Genomic DNA, 12258 nt, shown 5'->3' with positions numbered 1-12258 from the left:
ATTTTTAGGATTTATAAATAAAAAACCATTACCTTGTAGTGTTCTTAACATAGGTAATGTATCAGTATTTTTTATTAGCTGTCCGTATAATTCGGCTTCTGTTAATTTTCTACCAAATTCTTTTTTAGACCATTCTATTAAAAGAGCAAGAGCACCGGTTACATGAGGTGTCGCCATACTAGTTCCTGATAAAGTTTCATATTTCCCATTCAAAAATGTTGATATTATATTTACACCAGGCGCCACCAAATCTACTTCTTTGTTAGAGTTACTAAATATTGCAGCAGATTTTGAATAATCAACTGCTCCAACACTAATTACTTCATTATATCCTGCTGGATAAGAGAATCCATCTGTAACTCCTTTACTATCTCCCTCATTACCTGCTGCACATACAACTAATATATTACTATCTACTGCTTTTTTAATAGCTTGGTGCAATTGAGGAACATCCTCTGAAGTTCCCAAAGACATTGATATTATATCAACCCTTTGGCTAATTGCAAAATTTATGGCATCTATAATACCTTTCATACTTCCTGAACCATTTTTATCTAAAGCTTTTAATATCAATAACTTTGCATCTGGAGCTACTCCAATAACCCCATAGTTATTATTTGATGCAGCTATTGTTCCACATACATGTGTTCCATGACCGTTATAATCTTGATATTTGTATATGTTTTTATTATCTTCTATTGTAAAATTTCGGCCGCCTGTTATTCTTGTTTGTAAGTCTTTATGAGTCATATCGCAACCGGAGTCTATTACTGCAATTTTAACGTCTTTACCTGTAATTCCCTTACTCCACATAAATTGTGCATTTATCATATTTACTCCATCAGGAATATAATCTTTGTCAGTTTTTAAATCAATATTTATTGCTTTAGACATATCTTTATTATTAATAATTGAAATTTGTTTTACAGTTAGGTTTTCTATATTTTCCAAAGCTTTCACCACCACAATATTATTTAGTGCAGAAATTCTTACATTTTTCTACATTGAATAATATTCATATTGCTTCAAAAATGTTCTATTATAGATAATCTATTTATTGTTAGCACAAATAAAAATAGCCTCAACCTAAGTTGAGGCTACTCTATAATAAAGTAACAATTTACTTATTATGCGTTTAATGCATTTTCTTCTTCTTCATCTTCAACAAGAGTATTTAACTTCTTATCCATTGACCAAAGAATTACACCACATAATATAACTATAGCAGCTACTACTCCATAAGCTGGAGCAAATGAATATTTTGATAAGAATTCATATAAATATCCATAAGATTTACCAGCTATGAATATTGCAAATGGCCAAACTCCCATCATAAGTCCTAAAACTTTAGCTGGAGAGAATTTAGATATAAATGAGTTTCCAAGTGGAGAGAATACCATTTCACCAACTGACATTAACACACCTACCATAACTATCCACATTAAGTTAGCTTGTCTATCTCCTCTAACTACTTCAGCAAGAGCCATTACAACAAATGCAGCTCCTAGTAATATCATACCTAATGCAGTTTTCTTAAACATACTTAAGTCACCTTTTGGTGAATTAGCACGTTTAGTCCAGTAAGCTGCAAGAACTGGTCCAAGAGCTATACAGCAAAGAGCATTTAATGAATCAAACCAAGCAGATGGAACTGTAAAGTTTCCAATTACCCAGTTAGCTTTATTAGCTGTTTCAACATCTGGTCCCCAGTGATATAATACTGGCATATAAGTTAAGTACCAAACTATCCAGAATACTATTGAGAAAACAGTTACAAGAACTATAGCTGCAATTCTTTTCTTTTCTAATGTAGTAAGAGGTTTATTGTCTTCTTCTTTCTTAGCTGTAGTTTCTTTAATTTCACCAGCTTTGAAAGGTTTCTTACCAACATCTCCCCATGCTGCGTTACCACCAAACATTAACCATAAAGCATCTAAGAATAATAATCCTCCACATATTAAGAATGTCATTCCATATCCATACTTTGCAAGTATAAATGCAACAACAGTTGTTCCTATGAAAGAACCTATATTAACAAATGAGTATTGAATAGAGAATGCAGAGTCAAGTTGATCTGGATCATCAAACAACTTACCATTTATTCCAGAAACATTACCTTTAAATAATCCTGTTCCTATAGATACAAGAGCTATCATAGCCCATACTAAACCTAATGATCCTTGAGCAGCTGATTGCCATCCACAAACATATCCAAGCCCCATTAATATTGCCCCTAACACAACACATAATCTAGGACTTACCCATCTATCCGCTATATATCCACCAAGTATTGGTGTTAAATAAGTGAATGCAACTAAGTTAGCACCCATTTTTGCTCCTTCTGCTGCATCTAATCCAAGTCCACCTTTTGCTACTGAAGCAACTATAAATACCCCAAGTAACCATTTTGATGAATAGAATGCCATTCTTTCAAGAGTGAAAGATAAAGCACATACATAGAAGCCAAAAGGATATTTCTTTTTAGTTTTTACTGTGTTTTCCATGTCCTACCTCCAATATAATTTATGATTCTTTATTAGAGATTTCCCAGTGCTTAGTCTCCATTAATCTTATGCCTTAATAATCTGCCTTAATAGTATGTCTTTTTATTTACTTATTTGCATGATTCCATTTTTTTGACTGATGACTTTGGAAATTTCTAAATATTTAATGTTTATTTTGCCATACATAAATTTTTTGATAGTACCAGATGTCAAATATGGTTTTAAACATATTTTTAGGAATGTAAAAACTAATTTACTCCCCATACAAAATGTAACAGAAATAACTAATGTATGTCAATTTAAAAAATGTATTTTTTTGTCATAATTATTTTATTAATATAAATATCATTTCTAATTTTCCAAATTTTCTATTTTTTACCACTATTATTTCCTTGATAAATAAATTCACATCAAAATATAACATTTTTTGATGTAGTTTTTGCATTGTTCGATATCTAAGCAATGAAGTACTCCTGATACTCTCTATAAAAAACATGAGTTTTTTCTTTTTATATATAAAGTAAATAAAAGCTATACTTAATAAAATTATTATTATTCAATTGATATATTCAGATTAAATATTTTTATTTTTACACTAAAAAAGTCTGAACTAAAATATTTTTAGGTTCAGACTTTTTTCATTAACTTACATGAAGTTTGCTATAAATTCCACCATTACTAATTAACTCCTCATGAGTTCCTCTTTCAGCAATACCACGATCTGTTAGCACTATGATTTCATCAGCATTTTTTATAGTAGATAATCTATGTGCTACTACTAGATTAGTTCTATCCTTACTTAACTCTTCTAGGGATTTTTGGATTTCTCTTTCTGTCACATTATCCAAAGCAGATGTAGCTTCATCAAGAATTATTATTGGAGGATTTTTCAAGAATACTCTACATATTGATATTCTTTGTTTTTGTCCTCCTGACAACTTAACTCCACGTTCTCCTATATACGTATCATAAGCCTCAGGCAAACTCATAATAAAGTCGTGTATTCTTGCTTTTTTAGCTGCTGCTATTATTTCTTCATTACTAGCATTAGGTTTAGCACATAATATATTTTCTTTTATAGTACCTGTAAATAAAAATACATCCTGTCCAACTACACCAATATTTTTTCTTAATGATTTTAAACTTACATTTTTTATGCTTTTTCCATCTATTCTTATATCCCCTTCTTCAAAATCATAAAATCTAGGTATAAGATTACAAAGAGTTGTCTTTCCTCCTCCTGATGGTCCAACTAATGCTACTGTTTTACCAGCTTCAATTGATAAATCTAAATTCTTTAATACTTGTTTTTTATCTTCATAAGTGAAAGAAACATTATTAATTTCTATATCACCTTTAATATTTTTTAACTCTACTGGATTTTCCACTTCTTTTTCCACATCTTCATTGATTATTTCCATAAATCTTTCAAATCCTGTCATACCATTTTGATACTGTTCTGTAAAGTTTATTAGTTTTTTAATTGGCTCTATAAACATTTTTACATATAGTATATATGCCGCAAAATCACCTAAATTAATTTCACCTAGATAAGTAAAATATCCTCCAGCCACTAATGCAATCAACTCTAATAAGTCCATAAATAAATTCATTCCAGAGAAATAGTCAGCCATAACTTTGTAAGCTGCTTGTCTAGCTTTTTTAAATACATTATTACTTTCATTAAATTTATTTAGCTCTTCTTTTTCATTACAAAAAGATTTTGTTACTTTCATTCCAGCTATAGAATTTTCCAAAGTGGCATTAACTTCTCCTGTAGTTACTCTAGTTTCCATAAATGCCTTTTGCATCCTTCTTTTTTGTCTTGCTGCAAATATTACTACAAAAGGAAGTATAGCAAAAATTATTAAAGTAAGTGGTATGTTTACATTTAATAATATTAAAAATGATCCTACAAACATAACTATTGATATGAATAAATCTTCTGGCCCATGATGAGCTAGTTCAGAAATATCCATTAAATCATTAATTATTCTAGACATGGTTACTCCAGTCTTATGATTATCAAAGTATGAGTTTGGTAGTTTTTGAAGATGAGTAAATACTTCACTTCTCATGTCAGCCTGCATTCTAACACCTACCACATGCCCCCAATATTGCATAAAATGATTTAAAAATGCCTTCATTATAAATATAAATAATAAAGTAAATGCAAATATTACAAGCATCCTTAAATCTTTATTTGGTACAACTTCATTCATTATTTCCCTTGTAATCATAGGGTACACCAAATTACATACAGCAAATAATAATGCTGCCAATAAATCCATAAAGAAAAGTTTCTTATAAGGTTTATAATATTTTATAAATTTTTTAATCATGTATTCCTCCTAACTTTAATCGTCATATAAAGTTTACTATATATTTATATACCTTGCACATTAAATTCAATCAATTTTTTTTATACAAAAACTTTTTTCATTTATTTCATACTTGTCTATAATCTTATCAACAAGTGTAAGAATATTCCAATGTTATAACATGTAAAAAAGTGAACTATCACGTAGTCCACCTTTATATTAGTAAATTTTTATTTTATTCTAGTACATCAGCTATATTTTTCATAGCATTTAATGATATTTCTGCAAATTCATCAAAAGTAATTCCTGTAAGTTCAATAGCCTTCATTGCATCTCTATTTGCATTTGCTGCAAATCTTTTTTCTTTCATTCTTTTAGTAACCGATTTAGTTTTTACACTAGTAAGCTTCTTATCAGGATAACTTTTGGCTATAGCAGTAATAAACCCAGTTATAGGATCAACTGCATATATGGCCTTTTCCATTAAACTTTCCCTAACTACTCCCTTATTATCATGATGTCCAAGAATCGCTCTATATAATTCCTCATCTCCAAAATGTTCTTCCTTTAATAGTTCAACACTTTTAAATGCATGGGCCTCATTAACAACACCTGGTACTCTACCAGTAATATCAGAATCTAAATCATGTAATAAACCTGCCACTGCCCATTTTTCTTCTTTCTCTGGCTCTAATTTTTTAGCCATCTCTCTCATTACAGCTTCTACTGCATAGCTATGCTTTAACATGTAATCAGTTTTTAGGTACTTAAATAAAATCTCTAATGCTTCTTCTCTCATTTGCATACTCCTTATGAATAAATTTTCTATAGCTAATATTCGACAAATTATAAATTTATCCTTCTTTCTCTATTTTAGAAAATTTTATTTATGTATATAGAATATAAACTATAAAGTCACTATTCCTTACGCTTTCACTATTAACTTCAATTAGCCTATGAGTAGATTTTTCATAGCTTCAAACGTAGATTTAGTAGCAATAAAAAATTTTTTCCAATAATTTTAAAAATAATATAATTATTTTTACAAAAATGTTAAACACTATATAGGAACCAAAAATTAAATTTTTAATTTAAGAGAAAGGAAGATGACATAATGAGTAACAAATTACCTAAAGAAGCCTATGGTGGTGTATCTGGAAAAGATTATGTTCCTTACATAACTGATAAATCCAAAAAAGGTGCAAATATTCCTGTTTTAATAATAGGAATAGTACTTTCAACTGTGTTTGCAGCATCGACTGCATATTCTGGAATGAAATCCGGACTTACAGTTGCTGCAGGAATACCAGGAGCAATTATTGGTTCCATGCTTGTAGGAGCTTTCGCTAAAAATAGTGGTATCCTTGGAAAAAATATTATTCAAGGTATGTCTAGTGGTGGTGAGTCTATTGCCAGTGGATTAATTTATGTGTTACCTGCAATTATTTTAATAGGAAGTGATATTACTTTCTTTGAAGGATTAGTAACAGGCGTTGGAGGAAGTTTATTTGGTATAGGATGTTCTTCACTAGTTTACAATTATTTAATAATAGAAGAACATGGTAAACTTATGTATCCAGAATCTATGGCAATTTCTGAAACTTTAGTAGCTTCTCAAGGTGGAGGAGATGCCATAAAATTTATGGGTATTGGTTTTGGAATAAGTGGTATAATTAACGTTTTAACTGGATCATTTTTAAATGTAATAAATAGTGTAATGACTTATATAGGTACTCCATTTTACAAGTGGAAGTTTTCTTTAGAAGTAAATCCACTTTTATTAGGTATTGGTTTCATAGTTGGATTAGACGTCTCATTAACTATGTTTGCTGGCTCTATTTTATCCAACTTTGCAATAGCTCCACTAATTGGATATTTCTCTGATATGGCTCGAGAAGAAATTTTTATTTGGAATGATGCTACCATTGCCATAAGTACTATGGATGTAAATGCCATATCAGGTAGTTATGTAAAATATATAGGTGCAGGTATGATGCTTTGTGGTGGTATAATTGGAGCCATAAAACTTATACCAACTATAATAGTTTCAATAAAAGAAACTTTAAATGCAAGAAAAGAAAATAATGGAGATGATAATGGTAGTTCTTCTGAGATGTTAATATTAATAGGTGGTGTAGTAGTTGGTTTAGTTGCTGCTTACTTAATATCTCAAAGTATTACCATGGCAATTGTTGCTATAATAGTTTCATTCATATTATCATTCTTATTTGTTATAGTTTCTGGACGCTTAACTGGTACTATAGGAACATCAAATCTTCCTGTATCAGGTATGACTATTGCATCTTTAGTTATATTAACTTTAGTTTTCGTTATATCCGGATGGACTGGACTTGAGGATAATAAATCACTACTTTTATTTGCTGCTTTTATGGTTACTGCCATATCTGTAGCTGGAGGATATAATCAATCTCAAAAGGTAACTTATATTATAGGTGGTAATAAAAGAGAAATGCAAAATAGCTTTGCTCTAGCTTCCATAGTAGGCGTAGCTGTAGTTTGTGGAACAATAGTTGTACTTTCTAGTCAATTAGCTCTTACAGGCGCAGATGCTCCTTTTGCATTACCACAAGCCAACCTAATGTCTACATTAACATCAGGTATAATGTCTGGTAACTTACCTTGGGTTATGGTTATAACAGGTATAGTTATGGCTTTAGTTCTATTTATGTTAAATTTACCTATAATGACCATTGCTATAGGGTTTTACTTACCAATTTCTACAACTTCAATCATACTAATAGGTGCCTTAATTCGTGTATTTGTAGAAAAAACTGCTAAAAGTGATTCTGATAAAGAAGGTAAAGTTTCAAACGGCATAAGTCTATCCTCAGGTCTAGTTGCTGGTGGATCTATAATAGGATTAATCGGTATAATATTACAAGTATCTGGTGTAATCACACCTAGAGTTCCTACTGGATTTGCTGCAACAAATTCAATGGCATTAATTCTACTAATTATCCTTGTTGTAGCAACTACCATCCCGATTGCATCTTCAAAGGTTAAGAAAAATGAAGACTAATGAGGATATTTTAAATTTAAAGTTTAAAGTTTGTGATAATATTGAGTATATGGTAGACAAAAATGGAATAGTTACTTTACTAGAAAAGCAAGACCACAAGATACAATCTTTTCTAAGAAAGCTTAAATTTAAAATACCTATGTACAAAGAAATTGAGCTTGATGAGTATTGTAGCACGGTATTTATTATGTTAAATGGCAAAAATACTGTTGAGGAAGTCGGGGAAAACTTAGATTTAAAATACGGTGAAAAAGTTCATCCTCTATATGAAAGATTACTACTGTTTATAAATCATATATATACAGATTGTAATTATATTGAAATGATTAATTAATATAAAAAACTATACTGACTATTTTGCCAGTATAGTTTTTTTTGTGGCTTTTCTTTTTTCTTCAATTATAACAATAATCCAAAGTATTATTGCCATAAAAATATTAATAATATTGCATATACCAGCAGCTAAAGATACCTCCAGTTGTAAAGTTTGAGAAACCATTAATATGAAATTCCAAAGAGAATGAAAAATAATCAAAGGCCATATATTTTTCATCTTCATTGCTAGTCCAACAAATGCAAAACCTAATAAAGATGAATAAAATACAGTCATAAACGCTTCAACTAAAGAATTTCCCATCACTATAGTTGTTATATGTACTATGGAAAAACCTAAACTACTTATTATCATAGCTATAATAAATGATTTTTCACTTTCAAATGAATTTAATATTATTCCTCTGAAAATAACTTCTTCACAAAATCCAGCCATAACTGTACCTATAAATACAAATATTATGAACATATATATGCTACTATCATAAACTTCCATATTTTTAGTTATTTCTACTGCAAATTTATTTAACATAAATATTAAAATTACTAAATAAGGTAAAAACCACATTAAACTTTTGGATTTTTTTGATGTAAGGCCTATGTCTTTCCAATTATAATATTTTTTAATAAAACATAAAAGAAATACTGTTGGAGGAATTTGAATTATAATTTTATAAATAATATTGCTAGAGTCCATATTCATTGTTCCTAACACATTTTCTCCCAATAAATTAGACACACCATTTCCTATTAATAATCCAATACCCATTGTTACTAAGTATCCTATTAATGATAAAATTCCAGCTTTCTTTTTACTCATAAAATCTCCTTCTTAGTTTTTCTTTTTATTATAACTTAATAACTTGCCTAATGTAATATAAGTTTTTATTCAGTAATTTATTTTGTATAAATCATTTTATCTTCCAAGTTAACATTTAAATAATACATATTTTTATCATTTAATATAATCATAGTAATTGGATAAAATAAATTTATAAATAAAAAAAAGGAGCTTTTTATGATAATAAACATTACTGCCTTAGCAAAGGTTGCTCTTGATGAGATGTTTAAAAACTATGGAACTGATAAATTAGATATTGGAAGATATATTAGGGTTTATTTAAAAGAAATTGCATGACACGGACCCGTGTTTAATGTAGCTCAGGATGAGCCTACTTCAAATGATAATATCTATGTGGTAGATAATAAATACCACGTGATTATAAACAAAGATTTGTCTACTAAGTTTTCTGTCGTAAATATTTTTTATAAATCAACGAGAAGCTATGGCGATTTTTATATTTCCACTGATTTAGAATGGAAAGATGAATATCATTACTGTGACTGGAGCAAGCCTTGGTAAAATGCATAAATAAAAAGGAGGTTACTTTATTAAAACCTCCTTTTTATTTTATATTTTTATTTACTCCTAATGTATATAATAATTTATCTTCATTAAGATCTGTAATAATTCCACTTTCATGCCAATGTGATTTACATCCATAATAATCTAAAAAACGCATTGAGGAATAAACCCTAAACCTCTTGCTTTAAACCCGCCAGATATCAAATTAAGAACGCAGGCAATCACAACTATTCCTATATCCCAGTATTCAAATTTTCTTTTCATAGTAATATTAGATTCATAAGGAATTATATATACTTGAAAATCATAGTATTTACCTATCTTATCATATTTATTTACATTACATGATTTTGTACAGTGAGCACATATATATACTTCTTCGTTCTTTAGTGCTTTACAGTTATCATCATTTTTTGATGTCATACATGAAGGAAATAGTAGTCTTTTTTCTTTTGATCTAAGAAACTCTTCTCTTTAAGAATTATTAATTATTTCAGCTCCTACCATATTTAAATGATATTCTACTTCCTTTTTCCTACAGCTTATATAGTCTTCTCTATATTTATATTTTTCATCTGCCAAAATGAAAAAATCATTAACTTTTTCTGTATAACTCCCCAGTTCTTTTTTTGCTTTACTTTCAAATATTTCTGCTATTTCTAATGATGATAAAATTATCAAAATATTTTTTGGTATATATTTAAGATTTACAGCTCTATTTATATAGTTTTTCCATAGAGTTCCTATTGTTAATATTTACAAATAATATTCTGACTCTATTTTTATAATTTCCATATGATTTTCATCTAAAAAGTTAATAAAGTCCTTTGTATACTCACCAGATATATAAACAATATTTTTTCAACATTTTCAGTAAAACTTGATAATTTTTCATAAAGTAAATTGGAATTATATTTTTTTACATTTACATAAAGAGTAGATTATTTATTCCATAATAGTTTTCCCTGCCTTTTATAGTTATTTATTATAAAATTCAATATAATCATCTTAAGCATAAAGGAACTGATGAAATTTTAGCAACAATATTGCTCAATAATACCCTAGTATGTAAAAAAGCCATCTTGATTTTATCAAGATGGCTTTTTTACTATATTATTTATCTCCAAAAGCATCTGCCCAATCTTTTTTAAACTTCTCAATTCCTTGATCAGTTAATGGGTGGTTTAACATTTGGTAAACAAGCTTAGCAGGAACTGTTGCTATATGAGCACCAGCTAAAGCTGCATCTGTTACATGTATCGGATGTCTAACACTTGCAGCTATTATTTCAGTTTCTATTCCATGTATATCAAACATTTCTGCTACAGTTCTTATTAAATCCATACCATTAGTCGATATATCGTCTAATCTTCCTAAGAAAGGAGATACATAAGTTGCTCCAGCTCTTGCAGCAAGTAGTGCTTGGTTAGCTGAGAATATTAAAGTTACGTTAGTTTTTATTCCTTTAGCCGATAATACTTTAACTGCTTTTAACCCTTCTGCTGTCATTGGTATTTTAACAACCATATTTTTGTGAATTTTTACTATTTCCATAGCTTCTGCTATCATTCCCTCAGCATCATCACTATTTACTTCTCCACTTATTGGCCCATCTACTAAAGAGGCAATCTCTCTTACAACTTCTGTAAAATCTCGTCCTTCTTTGGCTATTAACGATGGATTTGTAGTAACACCACATATTACACCCATATCATTTACTTTTTTAATATCTTCCACATTTGCTGTGTCTAAAAATAATTTCATATTTTATTCTCCTTTATTTGTTTTTTTCTTTTGTATGTATATTATATTGTTCAAAAGCTAATATATATTATCTATAAATACTTGTATCTATAAATTTTTTATATATTAATTCTCCATTAATATTATAACCATAAAGATAGGTATTGGCTACATTTCCTTTAACAAAACTTACTGGAGTATATTTCTTTCCATCTAAAACACTTTTATTTGACCAAAATTCTACTGTAACTTGACCTCCTACTGTATATGCATGAATGTAAATCGGATAATCATAAGGATTCTTAAATCGTAAATTCTTACTTCCTGTTGCTAGTGTTGCATCCAATCCTCTTTGTACATAGGATACAGATTTGGAATGGTTATATCTTTCTGTTGGAATAATTCCAGCTTTTAGTTCTGCATTATATAGCGTAGTAGATACTTGACAAACGCCACCTCCTGGAGCATCTTTATGACTTCCATTTACTATAACAGGGGCCATATAGTATCCATTGTTAAGTTCCACAGGGCTAACCTTATCTTCGTAAGAGAACTCATCACCTGGCATTAATAAAGTTCCATCAATTTTATTAGTTGCATTAGCTATATTTAATCCTCTATTGTAACCTGTTCCGCCAAAATATGTTGTAGCAGACGAAATCTTATAATCTACACCTTTAAGATCTTTATCATTTATCTTTGGTTTTATAGTTTTATATTGCTCTTTAATAACAATATCAGTTTTTCCAACTTCATTGCTATTTATTTTCTCTATTATATCATTCATTAATTTTTTGTCATCTATACTTTTTCCATTTTTACCTTTTATTATATTTAAATTATCACCATTCATTTCAAAAGTTGGTTCAATAGGCGCTATATGAGTATCAGCATAAATTTTCTTAACTTGTTCTTGTAAATAATTTTTATCAATTTTTATATTAAAATTAT

General features: G+C 29.0%; 12 protein-coding genes. 3 read left to right on the top strand and 9 right to left on the bottom strand.

Going from position 1 to position 12258, the window contains the following annotated elements:
* The 4 genes from NSA58_RS08595 to NSA58_RS08580 form a co-directional block, all read right to left on the bottom strand.
* A partial coding sequence (locus NSA58_RS08595; RefSeq protein ID WP_330652551.1) for a S8 family peptidase occupies positions 1 to 951 on the bottom strand: 951 nt, incomplete at its 3' end.
* Positions 952 to 1127: 176 nt separating this feature from the next.
* The gene (locus tag NSA58_RS08590; RefSeq protein ID WP_039680895.1) at positions 1128 to 2504 is read right to left on the bottom strand and encodes a peptide MFS transporter; all 1377 of its coding nucleotides are present in this window, start codon (positions 2502 to 2504) and stop codon (positions 1128 to 1130) included.
* Between the two features lie 641 nt (positions 2505 to 3145).
* Positions 3146 to 4846, bottom strand: a complete 1701-nt coding sequence (locus NSA58_RS08585) for an ABC transporter ATP-binding protein (protein WP_039680894.1) — start codon at positions 4844 to 4846, stop codon at positions 3146 to 3148.
* Positions 4847 to 5060: 214 nt separating this feature from the next.
* Positions 5061 to 5624 (bottom strand): HD domain-containing protein, encoded by a 564-nt coding sequence (locus NSA58_RS08580; RefSeq protein ID WP_079764822.1) that lies wholly within the window; start codon positions 5622 to 5624, stop codon positions 5061 to 5063.
* A gap of 315 nt (positions 5625 to 5939) precedes the next feature.
* Between NSA58_RS08580 and NSA58_RS08575 the strand changes: the two genes are divergently transcribed.
* Both NSA58_RS08575 and NSA58_RS08570 read left to right on the top strand, forming a co-directional pair.
* A complete protein-coding gene (locus NSA58_RS08575) occupies positions 5940 to 7865 on the top strand; it encodes an OPT family oligopeptide transporter (protein WP_039680892.1) in 1926 nt (641 codons plus the stop codon).
* On the top strand, positions 7855 to 8199 hold the full coding sequence (locus tag NSA58_RS08570; RefSeq protein ID WP_039680891.1) for a hypothetical protein: 345 nt from the start codon (positions 7855 to 7857) through the stop codon (positions 8197 to 8199). The genes NSA58_RS08575 and NSA58_RS08570 overlap by 11 nt, the downstream gene beginning before the upstream one ends.
* A gap of 18 nt (positions 8200 to 8217) precedes the next feature.
* Here the strand turns inward: NSA58_RS08570 and NSA58_RS08565 are convergent, their stop codons facing one another.
* A complete protein-coding gene (locus tag NSA58_RS08565) occupies positions 8218 to 9018 on the bottom strand; it encodes a CPBP family intramembrane glutamic endopeptidase (RefSeq protein WP_039680890.1) in 801 nt (266 codons plus the stop codon).
* A gap of 327 nt (positions 9019 to 9345) precedes the next feature.
* On the opposite strand from NSA58_RS08565, the gene NSA58_RS08560 reads away from it, so the two are divergent.
* A complete protein-coding gene (locus NSA58_RS08560) occupies positions 9346 to 9561 on the top strand; it encodes a hypothetical protein (protein ID WP_139045069.1) in 216 nt (71 codons plus the stop codon).
* A gap of 147 nt (positions 9562 to 9708) precedes the next feature.
* On the opposite strand, the gene NSA58_RS08555 is transcribed toward NSA58_RS08560, so the two are convergent.
* The 4 genes from NSA58_RS08555 to NSA58_RS08540 form a co-directional block, all read right to left on the bottom strand.
* Positions 9709 to 9987, bottom strand: coding sequence for a DUF116 domain-containing protein (locus tag NSA58_RS08555; protein WP_052233110.1), 279 nt, complete (start codon positions 9985 to 9987; stop codon positions 9709 to 9711).
* Between the two features lie 51 nt (positions 9988 to 10038).
* Positions 10039 to 10245: a hypothetical protein gene (locus NSA58_RS08550; RefSeq protein WP_257560390.1), complete on the bottom strand. Its 207-nt coding sequence runs from the start codon at positions 10243 to 10245 to the stop codon at positions 10039 to 10041.
* Positions 10246 to 10677: 432 nt separating this feature from the next.
* Entirely contained in the window at positions 10678 to 11328 is a 651-nt protein-coding gene (gene fsa / locus NSA58_RS08545) for a fructose-6-phosphate aldolase (RefSeq protein WP_039680934.1), read from the bottom strand.
* Positions 11329 to 11395: 67 nt separating this feature from the next.
* Positions 11396 to 12258: VanW family protein (locus NSA58_RS08540; protein ID WP_257560389.1), on the bottom strand; the 863-nt coding region annotated here is incomplete at its 5' end.

It is taken from the genome of Terrisporobacter muris (assembly GCF_024621905.1).
In the GTDB taxonomy this organism is placed as follows: Bacteria; Bacillota; Clostridia; order Peptostreptococcales; family Peptostreptococcaceae; genus Terrisporobacter; species Terrisporobacter muris.
Note: the sequence above shows the minus strand (reverse complement) of the source record. Positions and strands in the feature narration are given on the sequence as shown.

Bases quoted from the DNA above. Each gene is read 5' to 3' on its own strand.
- NSA58_RS08555 (WP_052233110.1), bottom strand. From the start codon at position 9,987: ATGACATCAAAAAATGATGATAACTGTAAAGCACTAAAGAACGAAGAA.
- NSA58_RS08565 (WP_039680890.1), bottom strand. From the start codon at position 9,018: ATGAGTAAAAAGAAAGCTGGAATTTTATCATTAATAGGATACTTAGTA.
- fsa (WP_039680934.1), bottom strand. From the start codon at position 11,328: ATGAAATTATTTTTAGACACAGCAAATGTGGAAGATATTAAAAAAGTA.
- NSA58_RS08575 (WP_039680892.1), top strand. From the start codon at position 5,940: ATGAGTAACAAATTACCTAAAGAAGCCTATGGTGGTGTATCTGGAAAA.
- NSA58_RS08585 (WP_039680894.1), bottom strand. From the start codon at position 4,846: ATGATTAAAAAATTTATAAAATATTATAAACCTTATAAGAAACTTTTC.
- NSA58_RS08580 (WP_079764822.1), bottom strand. From the start codon at position 5,624: ATGAGAGAAGAAGCATTAGAGATTTTATTTAAGTACCTAAAAACTGAT.
- NSA58_RS08590 (WP_039680895.1), bottom strand. From the start codon at position 2,504: ATGGAAAACACAGTAAAAACTAAAAAGAAATATCCTTTTGGCTTCTAT.
- NSA58_RS08570 (WP_039680891.1), top strand. From the start codon at position 7,855: ATGAAGACTAATGAGGATATTTTAAATTTAAAGTTTAAAGTTTGTGAT.